This window comes from Streptomyces sp. NPDC058240 (assembly GCF_042882135.1).
In the GTDB taxonomy this organism is placed as follows: Bacteria; Actinomycetota; Actinomycetes; order Streptomycetales; family Streptomycetaceae; genus Streptomyces.
Map to the genome: position 1 here is coordinate 302,188 of NZ_JBHVWT010000004.1, position 25,567 is coordinate 327,754.

A 25,567-nucleotide genomic window follows, 5' to 3' on the forward strand; every position below is an offset into this window, starting at 1 on the left:
CGACCGGCGATACTTTTGCGGACACCCCGGGCGACAGAGCGAGGAGCCGGCACCATGAGCACCGCCGCAGTGGTCGGCGTTCCCCGATGAGGGGGCGTGCGAAGCCCCCGTCGGCGCCGCTGCCGCAGCGGGACGGGATCGATCCGGTCCGGCTGCGGCTCCCCGAGGATCCGGACGGGGCGTGGCCGACGGTACGTGACCATCTGCTGGCGCGGTTCGCGGGCGCGATCGGGGCGCGGCGGGTGGACGCCATGTTCGCCGAGGGCCGGTTCGTCTCCGTACAGGGCCCGGTGTCCGCCGACGAGCCGTACGCCGCGGGCCGGTACCTCTGGTTCCACCGGGATTTCGCGCCGGAGGACCCGGTGCCGTTCCCGGTCGGTGTGGTCCACCGCGACGAGCATCTCGTCGTCGCCGACAAGCCGCACTTCCTGGCGACGACGCCGCGCGGCCGGCACATCACCGAGACCGCGGTGGCCCGGCTGCGCCGCGAGCTGGATCTGCCTCAGTTGCAGCCGGCGCACCGGCTGGACCGGCTCACCGCGGGCCTCGTCCTGTTCGTCGTACGGCCCGGGGAGCGGGGCGCGTACCAGACGATGTTCCGGGACCGCCTGGTGCGCAAGGAGTACGAGGCGGTGGCGCCGTACGATCCCGCGCTGGTCCTGCCGCGGACCGTGCGCAGCCGGATCGTGAAGGAACGCGGGGTCATCGCCGCCCGTGAGGAGCCGGGCGAGCCGAACAGCGAGAGCCGGATCGAGCTGCTGGAGCACCGGGAAGGGCTCGGCCGCTACCGGTTGCTGCCCGCCACCGGGCGGACCCATCAGCTGCGGGTCCATATGAACGGCCTGGGGCTGCCGCTCGTCCACGACCCGGTCTATCCGGTGGTCGAGGCGGAAGGAGCTCCGGACGACTTCTCCCACCCGCTCCAACTCCTCGCCCGGGTACTGGAGTTCACCGATCCGGTCACGGGCGGTCCGCGCCGCTTCAAGAGCGGGCTGCGGCTGTCCGCGTGGCCGGACCGGTGAACGTCGGCGGTCATCAGTGACCGCGGGCGATCCACTCGTCCAGGTGCGGGGCCTCCGCGCCGATGGTGGTGGAATCGCCGTGTCCGGTACGGACGGTGGTCTCCGGCGGGAGCGCGAGCAGCCGGTCCCTGATCGACGCGACGATGGTCGGGAAGTGGGAGAAGGACCGTCCGGTGGCGCCGGGCCCGCCCTGGAAGAGCGTGTCCCCGGTGAAGACGGTGGCCGACTCGGGGGCGTACAGGCAGACGGCGCCCGGGGCGTGGCCGGGGGTGTGCAGGACCTTGAGCGTCGTTCCGGCGATCTCCAGCTCCTGGCCGTCGGCCAGTTCGCCGTCCGGGAGGCGGTCCGGGTGGGTCTGCTTCCACAGCGGCAGGTCGTCGGGGTGCAGCAGGATCGGCGCACCGGTGGCGTCGGCGAGGGCCGGGGCCGCGTCGATGTGGTCGTTGTGCGCGTGCGTGCAGACGATGGCACGCAGCGTACGGCCGTTCAGCGCGTCCTCGATGGCGGCGGCGTCATGGGCGGCGTCGATGACGATCGCCTCGGTGTCGTCGCCGACGATCCAGACGTTGTTGTCGACGTCCCACTCGCCGCCGTCGAGGGCGAAGGTGCCGGAGGTGACGAGGTGGTCGATGCGGGCGGCCATCAGAGGACCACCACCGAGCGCAGCACGTCGCCGTCGTGCATCCGGGCGAAGGCCTGCTCGACGTCGCCGAGTCCGATGGTCTCGGTGACGAACGCGCCGAGGTCGATCCGCCCCTGCTGGTGCAGGTCGATCAGCATCGGGAAGTCGCGCGAGGGCAGGCAGTCGCCGTACCAGGAGGACTTGAGCGAACCGCCGCGGCCGAAGACGTCGATGAGCGGCAGCTCCAACTGCATCTCCGGGGTGGGGACGCCGACCAGGACGACGGTGCCGGCGAGGTCGCGGGCGTAGAAGGCCTGCTTGTACGTCTCCGGACGGCCGACCGCCTCGATGACCACGTCCGCGCCGTTGCCGCCGGTCAGGGAGCGGATCGCCTCGACCGGGTCGGTGGAACGGGAGTTGACGGTGTGCGTGGCGCCCATCGTCTTCGCCGTCTCCAGCTTGCGGTCGTCGATGTCCACGGCGATGATCTTCGCCGCGCCGGCCAGCCGGGCCCCGGCGATCGCCGCGTCACCGACACCGCCGCAGCCGATCACGGCGACCGAGTCGCCGCGGCCGACCTGTCCGGTGTTGATGGCGGCGCCGATGCCCGCCATCACGCCGCAGCCGAGCAGCCCGGCGACGGCCGGGGAGACCTCCGGGTCGACCTTGGTGCACTGACCGGCGGCGACCAGGGTCTTCTCGGCGAACGCGCCGATGCCGAGGGCCGGCGACAGCTCCGTGCCGTCGAGGAGCGTCATCTTCTGCTTCGCGTTGTGGGTGTCGAAGCAGTACCAGGGGCGGCCACGCAGACACGCGCGGCACTGCCCGCACACGGCACGCCAGTTGAGGATGACGAAGTCGCCGGGCGCGACGTCCGTGACGCCCTCGCCGACGGACTCCACCACGCCCGAGGCCTCGTGGCCGAGCAGGAAGGGGAAGTCGTCGTTGATGCCGCCCTGCTTGTAGTGGAGGTCGGTGTGGCAGACGCCGCACGCCTGGATCTTCACCACGGCCTCGCCGGGGCCCGGGTCCGGGATCACGATCGTCTCGATCCGTACCGGCTCGTTCTTCCCCGGTGCGATGACCCCTTGCACCTGCTGCGACATACCGTGGTCTCCCTGTTTCCGTCTATGTACGAAGATCGAACACGAACAACCGTACGCCCCGTGAGGGTGTCACGGCGGCGCGCCGCGTTGGCGGGAAACGACTGCCCTCCACCCGGTGGGATGTACTGCTTTCGGTCAGATGATGCACATCGCTGAACGTCGGCGGTTTCCAGGCGGTCCTTTGATACACAGGGGCCGCCGGACCAATACCTGCGGGGGCAGGGGTCGCGTGGTCCACCAGCAGTGGAATTACGGATCATGGGGGAAGAACCTTGACCGAGATCGCTGAGACCACGGAGAAGATCAGTCAGCGGACCGACGAGCCGGGTCCGGCTCCCGATACTGCCGCGCTCGGGGCACCGGTCGGCGGACTCGTGCCGTACACCGACGCGTTGCCCGTCCCGCCGGTGCTCCGCCCGCAGAGCGGTGACGTGCTCCGCGAGACCGAGATCGCCCTGTCACCCACCTGGGTGCGACTGCACGCGCAGCTGCCGCCGACCCTGATGTGGGGGTACGACGGCACGGTGCCGGGTCCGACCATCGAGGTGCGGCGCGGGGAGCGGATCAGGATCGCCTGGACCAACCGCATCCCCAAGGGCAGCGAGTACCCGGTCACGGCGGTGGAGGTCGGTCCGGTCAAGCAGGGCGAACCGGCACCGCACAACCGTCCCGGCCGCGACGGCGTCGAGCCGAACGCGGATGTCGCCGCGCTGCCCGCCTGGACGGTGACGCATCTGCACGGCGCGCAGACCGGTGGCGGCAACGACGGCTGGGCGGACAACGCGGTCGGCTTCGGCGACGCGCAGCTGTCGGAGTACCCGAACGACCACCAGGCCACCCAGTGGTGGTACCACGACCATGCCATGAACATCACCCGGTGGAACGTGTACGCCGGGCTCGTCGGCACGTACCTGATCAGGGACGACGAGGAGGACGCGCTCGGTCTGCCGTCCGGCGAGCGGGAATTGCCGCTGATCCTCGCCGACCGCAACCTGGACACCGACGCGGACGGCCGGCTCAACGGGCGGCTGCTGCACAAGACGACGGTGATCACCGAGGCCGATCCGGAGACCGGGAAGCCGGTGTCGCTGCCGTTCCTCGGCCCTTACACCACGGTCAACGGCCGTATCTGGCCGCATCTGGACGTGGACGACGCCTGGTACCGCTTCCGGCTCGTCAACGCGTCCAATGCGCGGATCTACGATCTGGTGCTGGTCGACGAGGAGAACAACCCGGTGCCGGGCGTGATCCGGCAGATCGGCAGTGACGGCGGGCTGCTGCCGCGTCCGGTGCCGGTCGACTTCGACGAGGTGCTGCCGCGGCTGACGATCGCCCCTGCCGAGCGGATGGATCTGCTGATCGACTTCTCGGCGCTGGCCGGCCGCCGGGTCCGGCTGGTCAACCGCGGCGGGCTCGCGCCGGGGGTGCCTGACCCGGCGGCGAACGTGCCGTTCCCGCAGGTGATGGAGTTCCGGGTACGGGAGACGGGGCAGCGGGACGGTTTCGAGCTGCCCGAGGTGCTGTCCGGTTCGTTCCGGCGGTACGAGCACGGCCAGGTGGAGCACGGGCACCGGCTCGTGGTGCTGACGGTGCCCGGCACGGTCGGCGGCGGCGGTCACCCGGAGATCTGGGAGATGGCGGAGGTCGAGGACCCCGCCGGGGTTCAGGTGCCGTCGGACGGTGTCGTCCAGGTCCAGGGGGAGGACGGCACGGTGCGCACGTACCGCAGGATCTCGCGGACCTTCAACGACGGTCTCGGCTTCACGGTGGGCGAGGGCGCCTACGAGCAGTGGTCGTTCCTCAACCTGGGCGGACCGACGCATCCGATGCACATCCATCTGGCGGACTTCCAGGTGATGGGCCGGGAGGCGTACAAGCTCGACGGCTTCGATCCGGCGATCGGCGGAACCCGCTCCCCCGTGGCGTTCGACCACGGCACCACGGTCCCGACGGCACCGAACGAACAGGGCTGGAAGGACGTCTTCCGGGTGCCCCAGGGGCAGTTGGTGAAGGTGCTCGGGAAGTTCGACGGGGCGTACGGGCGGTTCATGTACCACTGCCATCTGCTGGAGCACGAGGACATGGGCATGATGCGGCCGTTCGTCGTGATGCCGCCCGAGGCGGTGAAGTTCGACCACGGCGCCGGGCACGGCGGCCACCACGGGCACAGCGGCTGACCTGCCGGACCGGCTGAACCGGCGGCCCCCGGGGGATCGTTCCGCGGGGGCCGCCGCGTGCGGCCTCAGGGCGCGAGCACGTCCAGTTCGTGCAGCGCGCCCACCGCGATCTCCTTCGTCAGCCGCTCCGCCTCCACGGCGTCGCCCTCGCGCACCGCCTCGGCGAGCCGGACGTGGAGGGTGACCGCGGCCGGGTCCGGGTCCTCGAACATCACCTGGTGGTGGGTGCGGCCCGCCAGGACCTCGGCGACGACGTCACCGAGCCGCGCGAACATCTCGTTGCCGGAGGCGTTGAGCACGATCCGGTGGAACGCGATGTCGTGCTCCAGATAGCCCTCCAGCTGCTGGCCGCGCGAGGTGGCGACCATGCCGAGCGCGCACTCGGTGAGGGCCGCGCACTGCTCCGGGGTGGCGTTGCGGGCGGCGAGGCCGGCCGCGACGGGTTCGATCGCCGAACGCAGCACGGTCAGGGAGCGCAGCTGGCGCGGGCGGTCGGCGCCGGCCAGCCGCCACCGGATGACCTGCGGGTCGTAGACGTTCCACGCCTCGGTCGGCCGCACGGTCACGCCGACCCGGCGCCGGGACTCGACCAGGTGCATGGACTCCAGGACGCGGATCACTTCGCGTACGACGGTGCGCGAGACGTCGAAGCGCCGGGCCATCTCATCGGTGCGCAGTACCTGCCCCGGCCGGTGCTCCCCCGCGGCAATCTCCAGACCCAGGGTGTCCAGCACATGTGTATGCAGCCCAGGGCCCTGTGTGGTCATGAGCACAGCCTACGGGGCAGCTTTCAGGAACAAAAAGTACGACGTTTACGTCACAGCATCTTGAATAAGTCGTACGTATAGGTTTCAGTAGCGCGACGGACCGATGTCGAGGAAGACGTCGAACAAGACTGCGAGGCACCACCAATGAGCACCCCCCACGTCGTCGTGGTGATGGGCGTAGCAGGGACCGGCAAGACCACGATCGGCCCCCTGCTCGCCGCCGAACTCGGCGTTCCGTACGCAGAGGGCGATGACTTCCATCCCGCGGCGAACATCGCCAAGATGTCGGCCGGCACCCCGCTGGACGACTCCGACCGGTGGCCCTGGCTCGACGCGATCGGTCAGTGGGCGCACGGCCGGGCGGGGCTCGGCGGAGTGGTGAGCAGCTCGGCGCTCAAGCGGGCCTACCGGGACCGGCTGCGCGCCGAGGCACCCGGCGCGGTCTTCCTCCACCTGACCGGCGACCGGGCTCTGATCGAGGCACGCATGGCGGAGCGCAAGGGGCACTTCATGCCCACTGCGCTGCTCGACTCGCAGTTCGCCACCCTCCAGCCGCTGCAGGAGGACGAGGCCGGTGTCTCGGTCGATGTGTCCGGCACCCCCGAAGAAATCACCCAGCGAGCCGTCGCCGCGTTGCGCCGGCTCGATAACTAAGGATCACCACCGTGACCAGTCTCAGCGTCGAGATGTTGGCAGCGGACGCCGTCGAACCGATCACTTCGGCAGGCAACGCGCAGTTGGGTATCGCCGTTCTGGCGGGCATCGCCGTCATCGTTCTGCTCATCACCAAGTTCAAGATGCACGCGTTCCTCGCGCTGACCATCGGCTCGCTGGCGCTCGGCTCGTTCGCCGGTGCCGCCCCGGCCAGGACGATCGCCAGCTTCACCGCCGGCCTCGGCTCGACCGTCGCGGGTGTCGGTGTGCTCATCGCGCTCGGCGCGATCCTCGGCAAGCTGCTGGCCGACTCCGGTGGCGCGGACCAGATCGTCGACACCATCCTCGCGAAGGCGAGCAGGCGCTCCATGCCGTGGGCGATGGTCCTGATCGCCTCGATCATCGGCCTGCCGCTCTTCTTCGAGGTCGGCATCGTGCTGCTGATCCCGGTGGTGCTGCTCGTCGCGAAGCGCGGCAACTTCTCCCTGATGCGGATCGGTATCCCGGCGCTGGCCGGTCTCTCCGTGATGCACGGCCTGATCCCGCCGCACCCCGGCCCGCTGGTGGCGATCGACGCCCTCGGCGCCAACCTCGGTGTCACGCTGGCGCTGGGTGTGCTGGTCGCGATCCCGACCGTGATCATCGCGGGGCCGGTCTTCTCCCGCTACGCGGCGCGCTGGGTGGACATCAAGGCTCCGGAGAAGATGATTCCGCAGCGCCCCTCGGAGGAGCTCGACCGTCGCCCCAGCTTCGGCGCCACCCTGGCGACCATCCTGCTGCCGGTCGTGCTGATGCTGATCAAGGCCCTGGTCGACATCGTCGTGGACGACCCGGAGCAGAGCCTCCAGAAGGTCACCGATGTGATCGGCTCGCCGCTGATCGCGCTCCTGGCGGCCGTCATAGTCGGCATGTTCACGCTGGGCCGGGCGGCCGGTTTCACCAAGGGCCGGCTCTCCACCACCGTCGAGAAGTCCCTTGCCCCGATCGCCGGTGTGCTGCTCATCGTGGGCGCGGGCGGCGGGTTCAAGCAGACCCTCATCGACGCCGGCGTGGGCCAGATGATCCTGGACTTCTCCAAGGACTGGTCGATCCCGGCGCTGCTGCTGGGCTGGCTGATCGCCGTCGCGATCCGGCTCGCGACCGGTTCGGCGACCGTGGCCACCATCTCGGCGGCCGGTCTGGTCGCCCCGCTGGCCGCCGACATGTCGACGTCCCACGCCGCTCTGCTGGTCCTCGCCGTCGGCGCGGGCTCGCTCTTCTTCAGCCATGTCAATGACGCCGGGTTCTGGCTGGTGAAGGAATACTTCGGCATGAACGTCGGCCAGACGGTGAAGACCTGGTCGGTGATGGAGACCATCATCTCCGTGGTCTCGCTGGCCTTCATCCTGCTGCTTTCGCTAGTCGTCTAGGGCCTGTCCCGGCGACCTGCCGCCCGCACGGTCCTCCCCCCACAGCGCATGCTGTGACCGTGCCCAATGGCGCTCGACCGACCCGGTGCGCATGCCACGGCGTGCCTCCGGGTCGGCGAGCGCCATTGCCATGTTCCAGCGTGCGTTGCAGCACGGGCGCCGCGACGACCCCCGGCGGCGCCCGGACCGGGCATGGCCAGGACGAGACGGCGGCCCACGGAGGTGCCTTCGGTGTCGGGAGGGCGACTGTTCACCCGGCCATTCGACCAGTCGGCGCCGCCGGCCGCCAGGGGCCGCGGGCCACCTGCCCGGACCCGCCCCCAACTCCGTTCGCCCGGCGCACAGTTGGCAGCCCCGGCCGGGCGCACGCCCCGGCACCGCACCCCGGGGGACATGTCAGACTTGGTGCCATGTCGAACCGTGAACCCCTCAAGCCCTTTCTGCTCGCCTTCCCCGGACCGCTGCGCGATCAGCTGGTGCGGGCGGTGCTCGCCGGCACGAAGGTGTCGACGACCGGGCTGCTCGCGGAGTACGAGGCGGAGAAGGAGGAGCTGCCTCCGGTGGGTGAGCGGTCCGCGCTGATCGACTCGGACGGCCGCGAGACCGCGGTGCTGGAGGTGACGGAGGTACGGGTGCTGCGCCTCGGCGACGTGGACCTCCAGCATGCGATCGACGAGGGCGAGGGCGACACATCGGTCGCCGAGTGGCGCGCGGGACACGAGAAGTTCTGGCACGGCGAGGAGATGCGGGAGGCGCTCGGCGACCCGTCGTTCACCGTCGACGACGACACCATGGTCGTCGCCGAACGGTTCCGGGTCGTCGAGCTGCTGGACCGCGCCGCGGGGGCGCCCGCTCCGGACGACACGCTCTAGCCAGGCCCTGTCGGCCTAGCCGACCGCCTTCGCCGCCGCCCGTCCGGCCGCGCGGCCGGAGAAAATGCAGCCGCCGAGGAAGGTCCCTTCCAGCGAGCGGTAGCCGTGCACCCCGCCGCCGCCGAAACCGGCCGCCTCCCCCGCCGCGTACACACCGGCCAGGGGGGTGCCGTCCGCGGTCAGCACCCGGGAGGACAGGTCCGTCTCCAGTCCGCCGAGCGACTTGCGGGTCAGGATGTTCAGCCGTACGGCGATCAGCGGGCCGGCCTTGGGGTCGAGGATGCGGTGCGGCGCCGCCGTACGGATCAGCTTGTCGCCGAGATAGGCGCGGGCTCCGTGGATCGCGGTGATCTGGAGGTCCTTGGTGAAGGGGTTGGCGATCTCACGGTCGCGTGCGGTGATCTCGCGGCGCAGTTCGGCCTCGTCGATCAGCGGTTCCTCGGTGAGCGCGTTCATGCCCCGGACGAGCGCGGCGAGGTCCTTCTCGACGACGAAGTCCACCCCGTTGTCCATGAACGCCTTCACTGGGGCCGGTACGTCGGCTCGGGCCCGGCCGATCACGTCGCGGATCGACTTTCCGGTCAGATCCGGGTTCTGCTCGGATCCGGAGAGCGCGAACTCCTTGCCGATGATCCTCTGGTCGAGGACGAACCAGGTGTAGTCGTGGCCGGACCTCATGATGTGTTCGAGGGTGCCGAGGGTGTCGAAGCCCGGGAAGAGCGGGACCGGCAGCCGCTTGCCGCGTGCGTCCAGCCAGAGCGAGGACGGTCCGGGCAGGATCCGGATGCCGTGCTTGGCCCAGATCGGGTTCCAGTTCTCGATGCCCTCGGTGTAGTGCCACATCCGGTCGCGGTTGATGTGGTGGGCGCCCGCCTCCTCGGCGATGCCGAGCATGAGCCCGTCGACATGGGCGGGCACGCCGGAGAGCATCTTCGCGGGCGGGGTCCCGAGCCGCCGGGGCCACTGCTTGCGCACCAGGTCGTGGTTGCCGCCGATGCCGCCGGAGGTGACGATCACCGCCTGGGCCCTGAGCTCGAACGTGCCGGTCGCCCGGCGGCTGCTCGCGGTGCCCCGGGCGGCGGCGCTCGGTTCCAGCACCTCGCCGGTCACCGTGTCGACGTCGCCCGCGGTGCGGCCGAGTCCGGTGACCCGGTGACGGAACCTGAACTCCACGAGCCCCTTGGCGACGCCCGCGCGCACCCGGCGCTCGAAGGGGGCGACGATGCCGGGGCCGGTGCCCCAGGTGATGTGGAAGCGGGGTACGGAGTTGCCGTGGCCGTTCGCGTCGTAGCCGCCGCGCTCGGCCCAGCCGACGACGGGGAAGATCCGCAGCCCCTGGGCGTGCAGCCAGGGGCGCTTCTCACCGGCCGCGAAGTCGACGTACGCCTCGGCCCACTTCCGCGGCCAGTGGTCCTCCTTCCGGTCGAAGCCCGCCGTGCCGAGCCAGTCCTGGAGGGCCAGCTCATGGCTGTCCTTGATCCGCATCCGGCGCTGCTCGGGCGAGTCGACGAGGAAGAGACCGCCGAAGGACCAGTGCGCCTGGCCGCCGATCGCCTGCTCGGGCTCCTGGTCGAGCAGGATCACCGAGCGGCCGGCGTCGACCAGCTCGGCAGTGGCCACCAGACCGGCGAGCCCTGCCCCGATAACGATCACATCAGCGTCGTACGCCATGGGTTCCATCCTTGTCGGGGCGATCCGGTCGCGGCCACGGTCCGGCTCCGAACCGTCTCCGAGCCGTCTCCGGAGCCGGAAGTTACTCGTGCGTCAGATCTTCGGCACCGGCCGCTGCGGCGTCAACCGCCCGGTCGGCCGCGCTCCGGCCGCGTCCCCGGGACGCAAGCGCTATCGTCGATACAAATCACCCACTTCTGGCCTGACTTGAGGTAGAAGCGTGTCGGTGCTGGTCCTCGTGCTCGCCGTGAGTGCCGCCTGCTGTCTGGGATTCGGCTTCGTCCTGCAGCAGGCCGCCGCTTCGCACGCCCCGAGGAGCGACTACCTCTCCCCCCGGCTGCTGCTGGACCTGATGCGGGTGCCGAGCTGGCTGGCCGGGATCGGGCTGATGGTCTGCGGCATGGTGCTGGGCGCCCTGGCCCTGGGCAAGGGCGAGGTGTCCGTCGTCGAACCTCTCCTCGCGACCAATCTGCTCTTCGCGATGGCCCTGTCACGCCATCGCACCGGTCAGCGGCTCGGCCGTCAGGGCTGGGCCGGTCTCTGGCTGCTGGCCGGCGGGGTCGCCGCCTTCCTGCTGGCGGGCCAGCCGCAGGGTGGCGAGGCGGTGACCAGCCCGGTGCGGCACTGGCTGGTGATCGGCGTGGTCGTGGGCACCGCGCTGCTGCTGACCGCCTTCGCCAAACGCTCCGAGTCCGGGGTCGCCCCCGCGCTGCTCGCCGTGGCGGCCGGACTGCTGTACGGACTGCAGGACGCGCTCACCCGGGTCAGCGGCCAGCGGCTGTCCGACGACGGGTGGGCGGCGCTGGTGACGGCGTGGCAGCCGTACGCAGTGGTGGCGCTGGGGGTGACGGGGCTGCTGCTGGTGCAGAGCGCGTTCGAGACGGGCCCGCTCCGGGTCTCGCTGCCCCCACTGACCGCCTCCCAGCCGCTGGCCGGGATCGCCTGCGGGGTCGGTTTCCTCGGCGACCAGCTGCGCACCGACACCGGCGCGCTGGCCTGGCAGGCGGTCGGCCTCGCCGCGATCGTCGTCGGGATCGTGCTGCTCGGGCTGCATCCGGCGATGCCGGAGGGGCCGGTGGGCGGGCGCCGCGAGAAGAGCCTGCAGCCGAACTGAGCGGGGCCGTCGGTCCCGAGCGGCCGTCCGCACTGGTTTTTAATAATGGCCAGCATTAGAATGGCGCCATGTCGCGAACGTCGGGGCAGGAGACCAGGGACAAGCTGATCCGCGCGGCCGAGGAGATCTTCGCCGCGCAGGGACCGGACGGCGCCCAGCTGCGGGACATCGTCCGGCTGGCCGGGCAGAGCAACCCTTCCGCGGTCCAGTACCACTTCGGTTCCCGGGCCGGGCTGCTCGACGCGGTGATGGCGGTCCGCCAGGCCCGTACCGAACAGGTGGTGGCACCCCTGCTCGACGCACTGGGCGCGGACTGCGGCGTACGGGAGCTGCTCACCGCGCTGGTGACGGCCGAGGCGAGCCTGCTCGCCGACGACCGCGGTCGCCGCTGCCTGCGGATCTCGGCCCGGCTCAGCCATGAGACCGGGCTGCGGACCGGGCGGCTGCACCCCGTCCTGGACGGCACCGACTACGGACGTCTGATCGGCCGCATCGGGGACTGCCTGGGCGGCCTGCCGGGTCCGGTGCGCCTGGAGCGCCTGGATCTGGCGCTCACCCTGATCGGCGCGGCGCTGGCCGACCGCGCCCGCCAGCGTCTCGACGGCACCGAACCGCTGACCGGCGACGAGCTCTTCCTCGCCGATCTCGTCGAGACCACCACCGCGTTCCTGCACGCCCCCGTGCCGGGCAGCGCGTGACCACCCGCACCACGTACCACCCGCACCACTTGCCACCTGCACCACATGAAGGAAGCGACATGACCGACAAGAGCAACCTCACCGACAAGACCGTCATCATCACCGGCGGCGCCCGGGGCCTGGGCGCCGAGGCCGCCCGCCTCGCGGTGGCGGGCGGCGCCCATGTGGTGATCACCGATGTGCTCGACGAGGAAGGCGCCGCCACCGCCGCGGAGCTGGGGGCCAAGGCCCGCTTCGTACACCACGACGTGACCTCCGAGGAGGACTGGCGGCGCGTCGCGGAGTTCGCCCTCGCCGAGTTCGGACGGATCGACGGGCTGGTCAACAACGCCGGAGTATCCACCGGCCAGCCGCTGGAGAGCGAGACCGTCGAGCACTTCCGCAAGGTCATCGACATCAACCTGACGGCCGTCTTCATCGGAATGAAGACGGTGATTCCGGTGATGAAGGAGAACGGCGGCGGTTCGATCGTCAACATCTCCTCGGCCGCCGGTCTGATGGGCCTCGCCCTGACCTCCAGCTATGGCGCCTCGAAGTGGGGCGTGCGCGGTCTGACGAAGGTCGGCGCGGTGGAGCTCGGCACGGCGAGGATCCGGGTGAACTCGGTGCACCCCGGCATGGTCTACACGCCGATGACCGCGTCCGTCGGCATCCAGCGGGGCGAGGGCAACTACCCGAACACCCCGATGGGCCGGGTCGGCGAGGCCCCGGAGATCGCGGAGGCGGTCACGTTCCTGCTCTCGGACGCCGCTTCGTACATCACCGGTGCCGAGCTGGCCGTGGACGGCGGCTGGACCACGGGCCCGACCGTCAAGTACGTCATGGGGCAGTGATCGTCCCGCGATGGTCTGATGTTGGATGGGGAGCATGACTCCCTCTGACGAGATCCTGGACATCGTCGACGAGAACGACGTGGTCGTGGGGCAGGCCCCGCGCGGTGAGGCGACCGCGCGGGGCCTTCGCCATCGCTGCGTCTTCATCGAGGCCCGGGACGCGGAGGGCCGGCTCTTCGTCCACCGCAGGACCCCGGGCAAGCTGGTCTTCCCGTCCCACTACGACATGTTCGTCGGCGGGGTGGTCGGCGCCGGTGAGTCGTACGACGAGGCGGCGCTGCGGGAGGCCGAGGAGGAGCTGGGGGTGTCCGGGCTCCCCCGGCCCGAACCGCTCTTCAAGTTCCGCTACGAGGACGCCGGGCACTCCTGGTGGTCGTACATCTACCAGGTACGGTGCGAGCTGCCGGTGAACCCGCAGGTGGAGGAGGTCGCCTGGCACACCTTCCTCACCGATGACGAGCTGGCGCGGCAGATCGGCGACCGGGAGTGGGTGCCGGACGGCCTGGAGGCGTACCACCGGCTGCGCGCCTTCCGGGCGGCCGGAACGGCCTCCTGAGCCCGACCGGCGATCACCCGCAAAGCGGCAGATAAGGTTCACACGTGAACGAATTCGTACAGAGCCTGCGGCTGTGGTTCGCACCGCAGCGCATCCGCGAAGAGGGCGACACCCCCGATTACCGGTTCTCGCTCGCCAACGAGCGCACCTTCCTCGCCTGGATCCGGACGGCTCTGGCGCTGATCGGCGGCGGGTTCGCGGTCGACCAGTTCCTGCCGGAGCTGGCCTGGGGCATCCGCGCCGGTCTGGCGCTCGCTCTGCTGGCGGCCGGTGTGCTGTGTGCGCTGCGGGCGGTCAACCACTGGGTGCGGTGCGAACGGGCGATGCGGCGCGGGGAGGACCTTCCGGTCTCGCGGTTCCCGACGCTGCTCGCACTGGCCGTCGGGGTCGTCGCGGTGGCGATGGTGGTGGTGGTCTTCTTCGGCTGGGAGGGCCGGTGACCTCCCAGGGGCGCGACCCCGGACTTCAGCCGGAACGGACCCGGCTGGCCTGGCGGCGTACGACGCTGTCGTGCACGGTGGTGGCACTGCTGGCGGTCAAGCAGGCGCTGCACGGCGGGGCGGGCCCGGCCGCGATCGTGGCGGTGTCGCTGAGCGCCCTGGCCTGGCTGGGTTTCCTGCGGGTGGCGCATCTGCGGGTGCTCGGGATGGGGACCGCGCGGCCGCGACCGCTGTCGGCGCGCGGCGCGCTGACCGCGGCGGCGTGCACGGTGGCGCTCGCGGTGTTCGCCTCGGCCATGCTGTTCTGAGTGTTCCGGGCGCCGGGCGCGGGCGGCCGTCAGAGGTCCGGGACCTCCCAGGGGACGGTGACGACGATCTTTCCGCGGGTGCGCCCCTGCTCGTTCAGCCGGTAGGCGTCCGCCGCCTGTTCCAGCGGGAAGACCCGTTCCACATGGACCGTGACGATGCCCTGTTCGGCCAGTTCGGCCAGATGGGTGAGGTCCTTCGCGTCCGGTCGTACGTAGGCGTAGCGGCCGCCGTACGCGAGGACCTCGCCGTCCGCGACGGAGGCCAGGCGGCCCCCGGGCTTCAGCACTTCGGCGGAGACCCGGAGCGCCTCGCCGCCGACGGTGTCGAACGCGGCGTCGACGCCGTCCGGGGCCAGGGCCCGCAGCCGGTCGGCGAGGCCGTCCCCGTAGGCCACCGGTTCCCCGCCGAGCTGCCGGACATGATCGTGGTTGTGCTCGCTCGCGGTGCCGATGACGCGGGCGCCGGCGTGCCGGGCGAGCTGGACGGCGAAGGAGCCCACCCCGCCGGCCGCCGCGTGGACGAGGACCGTGTCGCCGTCGCGGATCCGCAGGGAGCGGTGCAGCACCTGATAGGCGGTGAGACCGGCCAGCGGCAGTCCGGCCGCCTCCTCGAAGCTCAGGCTCAGCGGCTTGCGGGCGAGGGTGCGCACGGGCGCGGCAACGTATTCGGCGAACGTGCCGCGGCTGAGGAAGTCCTCCCGCACATAGCCGATGACCTCGTCGCCGACCGCGAACTCGTCGACGGCCGTTCCGGGCTGCACGACGACGCCGGACACGTCCCAGCCGGGGATCACCGGGAACACCGCCTCCAGTGCGGCGTCCAGGTAGCCCTCGCGGGCCTTCCAGTCGACCGGATTGACGGCCGCGGCCCGCACCTTCACCAGGACGGAGTCCGGGCCGATCTTGGGGTCGGGCCGCTCGCCGTACTCCAGGACGTCGGCCCCGCCGTACCCGCTGTAGCTGATCGCCTTCATGCACCGACCTTCGGTGCGGGTCCGGGCCCCCGCAAGTCAGGCCGTCGTGTCCCGGGCGACGGTCTCGTCACCAGCGCGGGATCGTCGGCGTCTCCCACCCCGGCTCGGCCTTGCGCATCGCGGCCGCGTCGTCGCGCTCGCGCATCGTGCCGTCGTCGTCGAGCCAGCGCCGGTGCAGCGCGGCCAGGCGTTCGCGGTCGAGTTCGACACCGAGCCCGGGTGCGTCGGGCACGGTGAGCCGGCCGTCCCGGAAGACATGGCGGGCGGTGATGACGTCCTCGGTCTGCCAGGGGTAGTGGCTGTCGCAGGCGTAGTCGAGGTTGGGAACGGTGGCCGCGACATGGGTCATCGCGGCGAGGCTGATGCCGAGGTGGGTGTTGGAGTGCATGGAGAGTCCGACGCCGAAGGTGCGGCAGATCCCGGCCAGTTCACGGGTACGGTGCAGCCCGCCCCAGTAGTGGTGGTCGGAGAGGACGACCTGCACGGCGCCACGGGCGAAGGCCTCCGGCACCTCGGCGAGGGTGGTCACGCACATGTTGGTGGCGAGCGGTACGTCGGTGCCTGCCGCGACCGAGGCCATCAGGTCCGTGCCGCTCGCCGGGTCCTCCAGGTATTCGAGTACGTCCTTCAGCTGCTCGGCGACGTGGAGCGAGGTCTCGACGGACCAGGCGCCGTTGGGGTCGAGGCGCAGCGGCTGCCCGGGGAACTCCTCGGCGAGGGCGCGGATGGCGGCGATCTCCCGGTCGGGTTCGAAGACGCCGCCCTTGAGCTTGAAGGAGGAGAAGCCGTACTCGCGGGCGAAGCGCCGGGCCTGGGCGACGACTCCGGCCGGGTCGAGGGCCGCGTCCCAGTCGTCCTGCTCGCCGCCCTCGGGGTGAGCGGCCCAGCGGTAGAAGAGATAGGCGCTGTACTCGACGCTGTCGCGGACCTTCCCGCCGAGCAGGGCGTGCACGGGGAGGCCGAGGGACTTGCCCAGCGCGTCCAGGCAGGCGACCTCGAAGCCCGAGACGACGGAGAGCCTGAGCTTGTCGGCGGTCTGGACGCCGCGCAGCCCGCCCGCGTCGACCCGGTCGTCGGCCGCGCGTGAATCACCGCACACCTCATCGGCCAGGGCGAACAGTCCGTTCAGATCGCTGACCGGGCGTCCGGTGAGTGCGGTGGCGAGCGGCCGGGCGAGTTCGAGGTACTTGCCGTCCCCGTACGTCTCGCCGATACCCGTGACCCCACCGCGTGTGACGACCTCCACGATGAGCCGCGGGGTGTAGGGCTGGTGGACGCCCTGGGTGTTGAGCAGGGGCGGGTCGGCTATCAGGATCGGGGTCAGCCGGACTTCGTCGATCAGCAGCTCTGTATTCATACGTGAACTCTATTCAGGGATGCGACTGAATACCAGACTCCGGGCCAAGTAGGGCGCGAGTCCGCCCGCCGGACCCGGATACGACTCCACCCGATGGATCCCGGGCACGCACTGGACGACATACCGACTGGTCGGCATGATGGTCTCCGACCGTCTTTCACCCCTCGGAGGTGCGCACGATGAGCTCAGTCCCCCCGCCAGGTCTCGACCTCGACCGGCTGCGCGGACATCTCGACCGCGAGCGCCCGGGGCTGGTGAGCGGACCGCTCGAAGCCCGGCTGATCGAGGGCGGCCGGTCGAACCTGACGTACACCGTCACGGACGGCACCGGCCGCTGGGTCGTCCGCAGGCCCCCGCTGGGCCATGTGCTGGCCACCGCGCACGACATGAGGCGCGAGCACCGGGTGATCAGCGCCCTGCACCCGACGGCCGTTCCGGTCCCCGAGCCGGTACTGCTCTGCGAGGACGACTCGGTGATCGGGTCGCCCTTCTACGTCATGGAGTACGTCGAGGGCACCCCGTACCGCACCGTCGAGCAGCTCGCCCCGCTGGGCGCCGAGCGCACCCGGGAGGCGGTCCTCGAGCTCGTCGACACCCTCGTCGCACTCCACGCCGTGGACCCGGAGTCCGTCGGACTCGGCGACTTCGGGCGCCCCGAGGGCTTCCTCGACCGGCAGCTGCGCCGCTGGGGCAAGCAGCTGGACGCGTCGCGCAACCGCGAGCTGCCCGGCATCGACGAACTGCACGCCGCGCTCGGGCGCGAGCTGCCCGTCTCGTCCGCGCCCACCGTCGTGCACGGCGACTACCGGCTGGACAACGTCCTGATCGGCTCGGACGACCGGATCAAGGCCGTCCTCGACTGGGAGATGTCGACGCTCGGCGACCCGCTGACCGACCTCGGCCTGCTGGTGATGTACAGCTCCGACCTCGGTCTGGCCGATTCGCCGGTCTCCACCACCAGCGGCGCGGCGGGCCACCCCTCCCCCGCCGAACTGATCGAGCGCTATGCCGCCCGCTCCGGCCGGGACACCTCCGCCATTTCCTGGTACACGGCGTTCGCCTGGTTCAAGCTCGCCGTGATCCTGGAGGGCATCCACTACCGCTACACCCTGGGCCAGACCGTCGGCGCCGGCTTCGACCGCATCGGCGATCTCGTCCCGGTCTTCATCGAGCACGGCCTCACCACCCTCCAGGAAGGCTGATCACCCCCATGGACTTCGCATTCGACGCCCGCACCGAAGAGCTGCGCGCCAAGCTGCTCGCCTTCATGGACGAGCACGTCCACCCGGCCGAGAAGATCGCGGACGAGCAGCGCGCGCTGCTGGCCTCCCCGTGGGACACGCCGCGGATCGTCGAGGACCTGAAGGCCGAGGCGCGCAGGCAGGGCCTGTGGAACCTCTTCCTCCCGGACGCCGAGTACGGGGCCGGGCTGACCAATCTCCAGTACGCCCCGCTCGCCGAAATCACCGGCCGGTCCCCGCAGTTGGCGCCGACCGCGCTCAACTGCGCGGCTCCCGACACCGGGAACATGGAGGTGCTCTTCCAGTTCGCCACGGACGAGCAGAAGAAGCAGTGGCTGGAGCCGCTGCTGGCCGGTGAGATCCGCTCGGCGTTCGCGATGACGGAGCCCGAGGTCGCCTCGTCGGACGCGACGAACATCGAGACCCGGATCGTGCGGGACGGCGGGGACTACGTCATCAACGGCCGCAAGTGGTACATCTCCGGGGCGATGAACCCGGACTGCAAGATCTTCATCGTGATGGGCAAGACCGACCCGGACGGCCCCGACATCCGCCGCCAGCAGTCGATGATCCTGGTCCCCCGCGACACCCCCGGCCTCGAAGTGCGCCGCGCCATGCAGGTGTACGGGTACGAGGACCACTACCACGGCGGTCACGCGGAAGTCGTCTTCACCGATGTGCGGGTGCCGGCCGAGAATCTGATCGGCGAGGAGGGCGGCGGCTTCGCCATCGCCCAGGCACGGCTGGGACCGGGCCGGATCCACCACTGCATGCGGCTGATCGGCATGGCCGAGCGGGCCATCGAGCTGATGTGCAGGCGGGCGGTGTCCCGTACGGCCTTCGGCAAGCCGCTCGCCCAGCAGGGCGTCGTGCAGAACTGGATCGCGGACGCGCGGGTCACGGTGGAGCAGCTGCGGTTGCTGGTGCTGAAGACGGCCTGGCTGATGGACACGGTGGGCAACCGGGGCGCGCACACGGAGATCCAGGCCATCAAGATCGCCACCCCGCGCGCGGTGGTCGACGTCCTCGACCAGGCAGTGCAGCTGCACGGCGCGGGCGGGGTGAGCCAGGACTTCCCGCTGGCCGAACTGTGGGCGGCGGCCCGGACGTTGCGGCTGGCGGACGGCCCGGACGAGGTGCATCAGCGGTCGCTGGCCCGGCGGGAGATCAAGCGGTACGTGTAGGCGGTGGCCAGGGATTGCGGGTCACCTCTCAGTGTTCACCGGCCCTGATCCGGTCGAGTACCTCCGTGTACAGGGAGCGCCGGTCGGGCCGGGCGTGGGCGGTGGCGTTACGGAGGGCCGGGACCGCCGCCCCGCCCAGCTCGACCAGCCCCTCGGCCGCCGCCTCGCGCACGACGGCGTGCGGGTGCCCGAGCAGTCCCGTCACCGCGGGAATCGCCGGCTCCCAGCCCGCCCGGCAGAGCGTCCGGATCGCCATGCGCACCACGTCCGGCCGGGGGTCGTCCAGCAGGAGTTCGGTGTGGCGCAGATGGACCTCCCTGCCGAGCATCACCCGGGAGGTCCGGTGGGCGCGCAGCCGGACCTTGGACCGGGGGTGCGTGATCAACTCGCCGAGCAGGTCGAGGAGTTGCCGGTCCTGGTCCGGCTCCGGGCCGGTGTGCGCCCCGGCCAGTTCCGTGAGCGCCCGGCAGATCTGCTCCGGCGTGCCGGTTCCGGCCAGGTCCAGCAGTTCCTGCCGGGTCGGGCGGTGCCCGGTTCCGGCGGGTACGGCCGCACCACGGTCGCGGAGCACCGCCAGTGCCGCCGCGTCCTGCCGCCCGGCGTCCGGGCCGCGCAGCGGTCCCTCCACGAGCAGGAGCCGGTCGGCGAGTTCGTCGCGCCCTTCGGTACGCAGGCGTCGGCAGGTCCGCGTCAGCGCCGGGGTGCGCAGGAGCGGACGGTCGACGAGCAGATCCAGGAAGCCCCAGGCCCCGGCGTCGAGGCGGTCGCCCAGTGCCCCGGCCAGCGCGTCGGCGGGGTACGCGCGCAACGCGTCGCCGACGGCCCGGCCCATGGCGGGCGGCGCGTGTTCCCACCACTCCAGCAGCAGCGGGACCAGCTGTTCCAGTTCCCACGGGTCGAGCCCGGCGGCCGCACGCGCCACCCTGTCGCGCAGGATCCCGTCGCCCCGGAGTTCCGTCTCGTCGACGGCGCCCAGTGCGCGGGCCGGGTCGACGCCGGCGGGCAGCCCGACCCGGCCGTGGAGGTACGCGCGCAGCACCGCCAGGCGGGCCTCCGGCTCGGGCCACCGCGCCAGCACCTGGGCCGCGGTCTGCCTGCGGTCCGCCTCGGCCGACCCCAGCATGGCCAGCAGCCGCTCCCGCAGGGCTGCCGAACGCGGCTGGTCCAGGTCGTCGACGCGTACCCGTCGCGGTGGTGACGCCGGCGCGTGGGCGGTCTCGGCGATGGTCCAGGGCGGCGCGTCGATGGGCTGGAGCAGCGTCATCCAGTCGATGAGCGTGGCCCGGACCCCGGGGTCGGCGCCCCAGTGGGCCTCGATGAGCGCGGTCAGCCGGTCCCGCGAGGGGACCGCGCCGTCGTCCCGTCGGCAGAACTCCTCCAGTGCGCCCGGTGTGCGGACCGCGTCGTCCAGCGCGACCCGCCAGGCCCGGGTCCCGGCGGGCAGGGGCCCGTCGGCGGTCTCCGGTACGGCGAAGGCCTCCCGGAGCACGGCGGTTTCGGCCCGCCAGGGGTCGGCGCCGAGCCGGGCGCCCGCGAGGGCCCGTTCGAGGTCGGCGCGGACCGGTACCGCGCCGAGGCGGCGCAGCAGTGTGAGCGTGGACCGGCTCGGCGTCGCCGGCGCGGGGCGCAGGGCCCGTACCGCGGCGACGGCGGCCGGCCTTCCGGTGGCCGTCAGCATCGGCGCGACCGCTTCGAGTACGGCGATCAGGTCGTGCCGGTCCTCGTCCCGGGCGTCGGCGAGCGCGTCCAGCAGGAGCGGGGCGGACCGGGCGAACGCCGTGAGCTCCGCGTCGCCCCGGGGCTCGGTGCAGAGCCGCAGCGCGAACCGCACCACCTTGTTCCGGAGCGCCTTGCTCCAGGGCGCCGTGTTCCGGGGCGCCTGGTTCTGGGGCTCCTTGCTCCGGAGCTCCGGCCGGGAGCCCGCCAGCCGGAGCCAGTCGGCCAGCATCGGCCGCAGCTGTGCCGACCGGTCGGGGCCGAGCGGCTCGTCCCGCTCGACGACGCGCAGCGCGACCGCGGGATCCCAGCCCCCGGTCAGCAGCGCCCTGATGTCGCGGTCCGCCTCGCCGGCCACCGATGACGGGTCTCCGGCGGTCGGTGCGGTGATCCCGTGCCTGGCCATGGGCATCGCCAGATCCTTCACGGTGCCGGAGGCCAGTCCGACCCGGCGGGACGCCACCAGGGTGAGCAGGGTGACCGCCACCGGTGACTCCTGGTCGTGCAGTGCGAGGACCGAGCGTGCGGCGAGGACGCCGTGGAGGCCCTCCAGCAGTAGTTGGCGGTTGCCGTCGTCCCGGCTGTGTTCGGCGGCGGCGACGAGGGTGGCCGCATAGGCGTCGCCGAGGACGGCGCGCAGGGCCGCGACGAGTGTGGCGCGCAGTCCGGGGTTGCCGTCGTGCCCGAGCCGGAAGAGGAGCTTCGGGAGCGCCACCGGTGTGCCCGCCCGGACCAGCGCCTCGGCCGCCGTCTTCCTGACGTTCATGTTCGGATGGTCGAGACATGCGGAGATCGCGGCGCTCGCCCAGTGGGCCCGGGCATGGCCCAGTGCGAGCAGCGCCTGCCGGACGGTCTGGACGTCCTGGGCCCTCGTCAGCGCGATCAGCGTGGCCGAGAGCGCCTGGGCGTCCTCACCCGTGGCGTCGCGGGCGAGCAGGGCGATGACGTGCTTGCGTACGTGCCGGTCGCGGTGGCGCAGCAGTCGGTGCACCCGCGCACGGGTGCCCGTCCAGGGGGCCCTGAGCAGCAGTTCGAGCAGGACCACCTGCTCGTCGTCGGACAGTCCGGGGCGGTCCAGCAGGTCCAGCGCCACGGTCGCGACCAGCGCGTGCCCGGCCTCCCGCGCGTCCGTGGTGCCGAGCAGGCAGACGGGCCGGATCGCGCCCCGTCCGTGGAGCCGGCGGCCCAGGGCGCTCACGGCGTCCAGAACCTCCTGCGGCACCGCGGGCTCACCGGCCGGCTGTCCGTGCTCCCCTGTCCGGGGCGCCGCGTCCGGGCTCCTCGACGCGGCCTGCTCGGCCACGATGCGCAGCAGCAGGTCGGCGATGACCGGGAGGGTGCCGGCGTTGCCGTGGGCCGCCAGCCGGCACAGCGCCGCCACCGGCGCGTCCGGGTCCAGGTGGGAGCTCAGCAGGGCCAGTTCCCGCTCGTCCGGTCCGCCGAGGTCGGCCGCGATGCGCGGCGGCAGAACGACGGGGTCGAGCCGTACGAGAAGGGCGCGGCGCTGCGCCGGATCGCGGTTCAGCTGCCACAGCAGTTCGAGGGCGCGGTTGCGTACGGCGCGCAGATGGGGCGCTGTCCCGTCCGTGGTGAGGCCCAGCCCTTCGCGCAGGGCCAGTACCGTCCGGTCGCCGCCGATCGCCTCCAGCGCGTCCAGCGCCGCGGCCGGCGCCGAGGGCAGCAGGGCGATCACGGCCTCCTCGGCATCCTCGTGGCGCAGTTCGCGGATCGCGTCGAGGAACGGCCCGGGTGCGGGGGCGGAGGGCAGTACGTGTGCGACGGCGTCCCCGATCGGGAGATCGCCGGCTCCCTGCCCGGCCAGGGCGACCAGCAGGGCGAGCCGTCGCGGCCAGCACGGATCGTCGGCCGGTGCGTCCGTCAGTACCCGGAGCGTCTCCTTCCGGGAGGTGAAGAGGATCGTCGCCACGTCGCGGGGCGGGATCGAGTGATCGGACAGGGCCAGGCCGATGACGGCGGAGACGTGGGGACCGTCCGGGAAGTGCCCGCGCCGGTGGAGACCGCGCAGGCAGGCCACGGCCGGGCCGCCGAGCAGCAGGGGATCGCGGGCGGCGACGACCGCCAGCTCGCCGATGTCGTCGCGGTCCGCCAGCTCGCCGAGCAGTTCCATCCCGTGTCGGCGAAGGCCCGGCGGAAGGCCGGGGTCGCCGACGACGTGGCGCAGCAGGTCCCGGTGGCCGTGGCGCGCGGCGGCAGCGAGGGCGGCAGCGGCCACCGCGGGCCATTCCCGCACGGCGTCCTCCGCCGGTCCCCCGGCCTGTTCCCGCGCTGAACCCTTCACCGGTTCCCCGGGCCTCGCCCGTACCGGATCAACGAAGAGGAACGGAGCGAGGAGGCCGGGCGGCAGCGGGTCCGTCGCCGCCCACGGTTCGGCGAGTCCGCCCAGCGCACCGGCGACGACCGGGGCGCTGCCGGCTCCCAGCAGACCGATCAGGTCCTCCCGGACCAGCGCCGGGGCCAGCAGTCCGGCGTGCAGCCCCTCCCGGGCCAGTCGCAGCGCCTCGGCCTGAAGCACCGGATCGCCGCTGCCCGCCAGCTCGTCCACGAGCCGCGCCGGCCGGTGCGTACCGGTGATGCCCGCCCCCCGCACGGCCTGGTACAGGAGTTCGCCCGGGGCCTCGTCGCGGAGCGCCTCGGGATCGTGGAGCACATCGGCGCGCAGCCAGGCGATCCGTACCCGTACCGGCAGTTGCCCGGCCGTGCGCCACGGCGGCCGGGGGCGACCCCTCAGCCGGTGGCCGAGTCGCTCGTAGAGCCCGGCCAGGAGGAGATCGGCCTCCGGCAGCCCGGTCAGCGATGCGGGCAGCAGCCCGGCGAGTGCGTCCATCTCCCCGTCGTCGGACGGGGGGCACTCGGTGACGCGCTCGGTCAGCCGGGCCAGCCCCAGATGACGCTGTCCGGGGTCCTCGTGCCCGATCAGTCGGCCCAGGGCGTGGAAGTGTTCGTCGACCGGCGTCCGCATCGTCGGATGCTAACCGGGCGCTCTCCGGCCCCACCAACGGGTTTCGGGCCTTCGCTCCCTCTCGGCGGCCGCCTCAGTAGCCGCCGGAACCCACGTGGTCCGCCAGCGCCAGATCGCGTACGAAGGCCCTCACCCGCAGCAGGCACCGGGCGGCGAAGCGTACGGCCGACGCGTGGTGGGGTCCGTACGCCGCGGTCCAGAGTGCGGGGACGTGCGCGGACGGCTGGATGTGAGTCATACCTCCAGCTTCGGCCCGTACCCGTGATCGGTCCAACAGATGGTTCAGCCGGCTGGGATCGATGGCGTGGATGGATGGAGCTACGCCAACTCCGCCACTTCATGGCGGTGGTCACGCACGGCGGTTTCACCGCCGCCGCCCGTGCCGAGCTGATCGTGCAGTCCGCGCTGAGCACCTCCGTGCGCAACCTCGAACGGGAGCTGGGGGCCGATCTGTTCGACCGGACCGGCCGGCGGGTGATCCTCACCGAGGCGGGCCGGGCACTGCTGCCCGCGGCCCGGTCGGTGCTCGCCGGGACGGAGGCGGCCCGGGACGCGGTGGCGGCCGTGGCGGGGCTGGTGACCGGCCGGGTCAGGATCGGCACGATCCAGACGCTGACCTGCGTGGATCTGGCGGCCGAGCTGGCCTCGTACCACCGGCTGTGGCCGGGGGTGCAGATCTCGCTGCGCGAGGCGACGACACCGGAGCTGGTCGCGGGGCTGCGGGCCGGTGAGCTGGACCTCGCCTATCTCGCGCCGGATGCCGCCGAACTCCCCGAAGGCATCGTCGGGTTCGCGACCTGGCACGAGGACCTGGTGCTGATCACCGCGCCGGGCCATCGGCTGGCGACCGCCGGGCGCACCCTGATCAAGGACCTCTCCGACGAACCGTTCGTGGACTTCCGCGCGGGCACCGGCCTGGAGACCGCGGTGCGGAGGCTGGCCGCACACTGCGGGCTGGAGCGCCGGATCACTTGCGACGTCACCCGGATCCGGCTGCTCGTCGATCTCGTACGGGCCGGGATCGGCGTGGCGATCGTGCCGCGGCGGATCGGCGAGGACGCGGGGCTGCCGTGTCTGAGCATCCGCCAGCCGGAACCCGGCCGGACCGTGGTCCTCGCCGGGCGGGCGTCCGGGCCCCGCGAGCCCGGCTCGGTCCGCACGGGCGGCCCCAAGCTCCGCAACCCGGCGGCGGAAGCGCTCCTCGACCGGCTCGCAGGGCCTGAGAGCCGGTCGGGTGACCTCTGATCGAAGGTCACTCGACGGGCTCTAAGGACGCAGGGCGCGCAGCAGCAGGTCGGCCAGGTGGTCGGCGACCTCCTGCTGACTGAGCGGGCCGTCGGGCCGGTACCAGGTGGACAGGTGGTGGACCGAACCGAAGTGGTAGTCGACGATCAGGTCCGCCGGGGTGGCCGTGGAGAACACCCCGCTCCGCTGGCCCTCCTCCACCAGGGCCCGGAAGCGCTCGTGGTAGCGGCGCCGCTCCACCCGGACCTGCTTGTTCTTCTCCGGGCTCAGGTGGTGCATGGACCGGAAGAAGATCGAGGCGTCGTCGAGATTCTCGATGGTCGTGACGACCACGTCCGCCGCGGCGTCGCGCAGCCGCTGCTCGACGGGGGCGTCGGCGCCGGCGAAGGCGTCGAGGCGCTCCTGCTGGAGGCGGAGCACCCGGGCGTAGACCTCCTGGAGGAGGTCCTCCTTGGAGCCGAAGTAGTGGTAGAGCGCGCCCTTGGTGACGCCCGCCGCCTCGACGATCTCCTGGACCGAGGTGCGGTCGTAGCCCTGCTCGGCGAAGAGCCGGGTGGCGGCGGCCAGCAGCCGCTGAGGGACGGGAGCCGTGTCCCCGTCCGTCGCCTTGGCCATTGCCGC

At 72.0% G+C, this 25,567-nt stretch carries 22 protein-coding genes and 2 pseudogenes; 14 read left to right on the top strand and 10 right to left on the bottom strand.

Translation table 11 applies throughout. The features are described 5' to 3' along the window. Positions 1-86 precede the first annotated feature (86 nt). Positions 87-1,022: a pseudouridine synthase gene (locus ACFVX4_RS11475; RefSeq protein WP_389974601.1), complete on the top strand. Its 936-nt coding sequence runs from the start codon at positions 87-89 to the stop codon at positions 1,020-1,022. A gap of 13 nt (positions 1,023-1,035) precedes the next feature. On the opposite strand, the gene ACFVX4_RS11480 is transcribed toward ACFVX4_RS11475, so the two are convergent. Both ACFVX4_RS11480 and ACFVX4_RS11485 read right to left on the bottom strand, forming a co-directional pair. Then, positions 1,036-1,665: an MBL fold metallo-hydrolase gene (locus tag ACFVX4_RS11480; protein ID WP_389974604.1), complete on the bottom strand. Its 630-nt coding sequence runs from the start codon at positions 1,663-1,665 to the stop codon at positions 1,036-1,038. After that, the gene (locus ACFVX4_RS11485; protein WP_389974607.1) at positions 1,665-2,750 is read right to left on the bottom strand and encodes an S-(hydroxymethyl)mycothiol dehydrogenase; all 1,086 of its coding nucleotides are present in this window, start codon (positions 2,748-2,750) and stop codon (positions 1,665-1,667) included. The genes ACFVX4_RS11480 and ACFVX4_RS11485 overlap by 1 nt, the downstream gene beginning before the upstream one ends. 281 nt (positions 2,751-3,031) lie before the next feature. On the opposite strand from ACFVX4_RS11485, the gene phsA reads away from it, so the two are divergent. Next, positions 3,032-4,927, top strand: a complete 1,896-nt coding sequence (gene phsA, locus ACFVX4_RS11490; RefSeq protein WP_389974861.1) for an O-aminophenol oxidase PhsA — start codon at positions 3,032-3,034, stop codon at positions 4,925-4,927. A 65-nt stretch (positions 4,928-4,992) separates the two neighbouring features. Here phsA and ACFVX4_RS11495 read toward each other — a convergent pair whose 3' ends face one another. Then, complete coding sequence (locus ACFVX4_RS11495; RefSeq protein WP_389974610.1) at positions 4,993-5,694, bottom strand: FadR/GntR family transcriptional regulator; 702 nt, start codon at positions 5,692-5,694, stop codon at positions 4,993-4,995. Between the two features lie 144 nt (positions 5,695-5,838). Here ACFVX4_RS11495 and ACFVX4_RS11500 point away from each other — a divergent pair, with 144 nt between their 5' ends. Continuing rightward, the gene (locus tag ACFVX4_RS11500) at positions 5,839-6,348 is read left to right on the top strand and encodes a gluconokinase (RefSeq protein WP_351084232.1); all 510 of its coding nucleotides are present in this window, start codon (positions 5,839-5,841) and stop codon (positions 6,346-6,348) included. 11 nt (positions 6,349-6,359) lie between these two features. Continuing rightward, on the top strand, positions 6,360-7,757 hold the full coding sequence (locus tag ACFVX4_RS11505; RefSeq protein WP_389974613.1) for a GntP family permease: 1,398 nt from the start codon (positions 6,360-6,362) through the stop codon (positions 7,755-7,757). Here the strand turns inward: ACFVX4_RS11505 and ACFVX4_RS11510 are convergent. Then, positions 7,746-7,892, bottom strand: a pseudogene (locus ACFVX4_RS11510) (formate dehydrogenase); the annotation flags it as partial. The gene ACFVX4_RS11505 and the pseudogene ACFVX4_RS11510 overlap by 12 nt on opposite strands. A 275-nt stretch (positions 7,893-8,167) precedes the next feature. Here ACFVX4_RS11510 and ACFVX4_RS11515 point away from each other — a divergent pair. Continuing rightward, entirely contained in the window at positions 8,168-8,629 is a 462-nt protein-coding gene (locus ACFVX4_RS11515; RefSeq protein WP_389974616.1) for an ASCH domain-containing protein, read from the top strand. A gap of 15 nt (positions 8,630-8,644) precedes the next feature. Here ACFVX4_RS11515 and ACFVX4_RS11520 read toward each other — a convergent pair whose 3' ends face one another. Then, positions 8,645-10,300: an FAD-binding dehydrogenase gene (locus tag ACFVX4_RS11520; protein ID WP_389974619.1), complete on the bottom strand. Its 1,656-nt coding sequence runs from the start codon at positions 10,298-10,300 to the stop codon at positions 8,645-8,647. Positions 10,301-10,520: 220 nt separating this feature from the next. On the opposite strand from ACFVX4_RS11520, the gene ACFVX4_RS11525 reads away from it, so the two are divergent. The 6 genes from ACFVX4_RS11525 to ACFVX4_RS11550 all read left to right on the top strand — a co-directional run bounded on the left by ACFVX4_RS11525 (position 10,521) and on the right by ACFVX4_RS11550 (position 14,249). Next, positions 10,521-11,414 carry a DMT family transporter gene (locus ACFVX4_RS11525; RefSeq protein WP_389974622.1) on the top strand — a complete coding sequence of 298 codons (894 nt, stop codon included), beginning with the start codon at positions 10,521-10,523 and terminating at the stop codon, positions 11,412-11,414. Between the two features lie 68 nt (positions 11,415-11,482). Continuing rightward, complete coding sequence (locus ACFVX4_RS11530) at positions 11,483-12,112, top strand: TetR/AcrR family transcriptional regulator (RefSeq protein ID WP_389974626.1); 630 nt, start codon at positions 11,483-11,485, stop codon at positions 12,110-12,112. 59 nt (positions 12,113-12,171) lie between these two features. Then, positions 12,172-12,945 (top strand): glucose 1-dehydrogenase, encoded by a 774-nt coding sequence (locus tag ACFVX4_RS11535; protein ID WP_389974629.1) that lies wholly within the window; start codon positions 12,172-12,174, stop codon positions 12,943-12,945. A gap of 34 nt (positions 12,946-12,979) precedes the next feature. Next, positions 12,980-13,501, top strand: coding sequence for an NUDIX domain-containing protein (locus ACFVX4_RS11540; protein WP_389974632.1), 522 nt, complete (start codon positions 12,980-12,982; stop codon positions 13,499-13,501). A gap of 44 nt (positions 13,502-13,545) precedes the next feature. Next, complete coding sequence (locus ACFVX4_RS11545; RefSeq protein ID WP_389974635.1) at positions 13,546-13,941, top strand: YidH family protein; 396 nt, start codon at positions 13,546-13,548, stop codon at positions 13,939-13,941. Then, positions 13,938-14,249: a DUF202 domain-containing protein gene (locus ACFVX4_RS11550; RefSeq protein ID WP_389974638.1), complete on the top strand. Its 312-nt coding sequence runs from the start codon at positions 13,938-13,940 to the stop codon at positions 14,247-14,249. The genes ACFVX4_RS11545 and ACFVX4_RS11550 overlap by 4 nt, the downstream gene beginning before the upstream one ends. A gap of 29 nt (positions 14,250-14,278) precedes the next feature. Here the strand turns inward: ACFVX4_RS11550 and ACFVX4_RS11555 are convergent, their stop codons facing one another. After that, positions 14,279-15,223: an NADP-dependent oxidoreductase gene (locus ACFVX4_RS11555; RefSeq protein WP_389974641.1), complete on the bottom strand. Its 945-nt coding sequence runs from the start codon at positions 15,221-15,223 to the stop codon at positions 14,279-14,281. A 67-nt stretch (positions 15,224-15,290) separates the two neighbouring features. Beyond that, positions 15,291-16,580 carry a glucarate dehydratase family protein gene (locus ACFVX4_RS11560; protein ID WP_389974643.1) on the bottom strand — a complete coding sequence of 430 codons (1,290 nt, stop codon included), beginning with the start codon at positions 16,578-16,580 and terminating at the stop codon, positions 15,291-15,293. Positions 16,581-16,759: 179 nt separating this feature from the next. Here ACFVX4_RS11560 and ACFVX4_RS11565 point away from each other — a divergent pair, with 179 nt between their 5' ends. Further along, on the top strand, positions 16,760-17,782 hold the full coding sequence (locus ACFVX4_RS11565) for a phosphotransferase family protein (RefSeq protein WP_389974646.1): 1,023 nt from the start codon (positions 16,760-16,762) through the stop codon (positions 17,780-17,782). An 8-nt stretch (positions 17,783-17,790) separates the two neighbouring features. Then, entirely contained in the window at positions 17,791-19,005 is a 1,215-nt protein-coding gene (locus ACFVX4_RS11570) for an acyl-CoA dehydrogenase family protein (RefSeq protein ID WP_389974649.1), read from the top strand. 28 nt (positions 19,006-19,033) lie between these two features. Here the strand turns inward: ACFVX4_RS11570 and ACFVX4_RS11575 are convergent, their stop codons facing one another. Both ACFVX4_RS11575 and ACFVX4_RS11580 read right to left on the bottom strand, forming a co-directional pair. Continuing rightward, positions 19,034-23,701, bottom strand: coding sequence for a HEAT repeat domain-containing protein (locus ACFVX4_RS11575; RefSeq protein ID WP_389974652.1), 4,668 nt, complete (start codon positions 23,699-23,701; stop codon positions 19,034-19,036). A 73-nt stretch (positions 23,702-23,774) separates the two neighbouring features. Continuing rightward, positions 23,775-23,939: a hypothetical protein gene (locus tag ACFVX4_RS11580; protein ID WP_389974655.1), complete on the bottom strand. Its 165-nt coding sequence runs from the start codon at positions 23,937-23,939 to the stop codon at positions 23,775-23,777. 74 nt (positions 23,940-24,013) lie between these two features. Between ACFVX4_RS11580 and ACFVX4_RS11585 the strand changes: the two are divergent. Next, positions 24,014-25,029, top strand: a pseudogene (locus tag ACFVX4_RS11585) (LysR family transcriptional regulator). On the opposite strand, the gene ACFVX4_RS11590 reads toward ACFVX4_RS11585, so the two are convergent. Continuing rightward, the gene (locus ACFVX4_RS11590; RefSeq protein WP_389974658.1) at positions 24,968-25,561 is read right to left on the bottom strand and encodes a TetR/AcrR family transcriptional regulator; all 594 of its coding nucleotides are present in this window, start codon (positions 25,559-25,561) and stop codon (positions 24,968-24,970) included. The pseudogene ACFVX4_RS11585 and the gene ACFVX4_RS11590 overlap by 62 nt on opposite strands. Positions 25,562-25,567: the final 6 nt, after the last annotated feature.

Excerpts from the sequence above, each read along its gene's own strand:
- ACFVX4_RS11570 (WP_389974649.1), top strand. The coding sequence starts at position 17,791 with ATGGACTTCGCATTCGACGCCCGCACCGAAGAGCTGCGCGCCAAGCTG.
- ACFVX4_RS11485 (WP_389974607.1), bottom strand. The coding sequence starts at position 2,750 with ATGTCGCAGCAGGTGCAAGGGGTCATCGCACCGGGGAAGAACGAGCCG.
- ACFVX4_RS11480 (WP_389974604.1), bottom strand. The coding sequence starts at position 1,665 with ATGGCCGCCCGCATCGACCACCTCGTCACCTCCGGCACCTTCGCCCTC.
- ACFVX4_RS11565 (WP_389974646.1), top strand. The coding sequence starts at position 16,760 with ATGAGCTCAGTCCCCCCGCCAGGTCTCGACCTCGACCGGCTGCGCGGA.
- ACFVX4_RS11530 (WP_389974626.1), top strand. The coding sequence starts at position 11,483 with ATGTCGCGAACGTCGGGGCAGGAGACCAGGGACAAGCTGATCCGCGCG.
- ACFVX4_RS11575 (WP_389974652.1), bottom strand. The coding sequence starts at position 23,701 with ATGCGGACGCCGGTCGACGAACACTTCCACGCCCTGGGCCGACTGATC.
- ACFVX4_RS11540 (WP_389974632.1), top strand. The coding sequence starts at position 12,980 with ATGACTCCCTCTGACGAGATCCTGGACATCGTCGACGAGAACGACGTG.
- ACFVX4_RS11500 (WP_351084232.1), top strand. The coding sequence starts at position 5,839 with ATGAGCACCCCCCACGTCGTCGTGGTGATGGGCGTAGCAGGGACCGGC.
- ACFVX4_RS11475 (WP_389974601.1), top strand. The coding sequence starts at position 87 with ATGAGGGGGCGTGCGAAGCCCCCGTCGGCGCCGCTGCCGCAGCGGGAC.
- ACFVX4_RS11535 (WP_389974629.1), top strand. The coding sequence starts at position 12,172 with ATGACCGACAAGAGCAACCTCACCGACAAGACCGTCATCATCACCGGC.
- ACFVX4_RS11495 (WP_389974610.1), bottom strand. The coding sequence starts at position 5,694 with ATGACCACACAGGGCCCTGGGCTGCATACACATGTGCTGGACACCCTG.
- ACFVX4_RS11555 (WP_389974641.1), bottom strand. The coding sequence starts at position 15,223 with ATGAAGGCGATCAGCTACAGCGGGTACGGCGGGGCCGACGTCCTGGAG.
- ACFVX4_RS11515 (WP_389974616.1), top strand. The coding sequence starts at position 8,168 with ATGTCGAACCGTGAACCCCTCAAGCCCTTTCTGCTCGCCTTCCCCGGA.
- ACFVX4_RS11560 (WP_389974643.1), bottom strand. The coding sequence starts at position 16,580 with ATGAATACAGAGCTGCTGATCGACGAAGTCCGGCTGACCCCGATCCTG.
- ACFVX4_RS11580 (WP_389974655.1), bottom strand. The coding sequence starts at position 23,939 with ATGACTCACATCCAGCCGTCCGCGCACGTCCCCGCACTCTGGACCGCG.
- ACFVX4_RS11520 (WP_389974619.1), bottom strand. The coding sequence starts at position 10,300 with ATGGCGTACGACGCTGATGTGATCGTTATCGGGGCAGGGCTCGCCGGT.
- ACFVX4_RS11590 (WP_389974658.1), bottom strand. The coding sequence starts at position 25,561 with ATGGCCAAGGCGACGGACGGGGACACGGCTCCCGTCCCTCAGCGGCTG.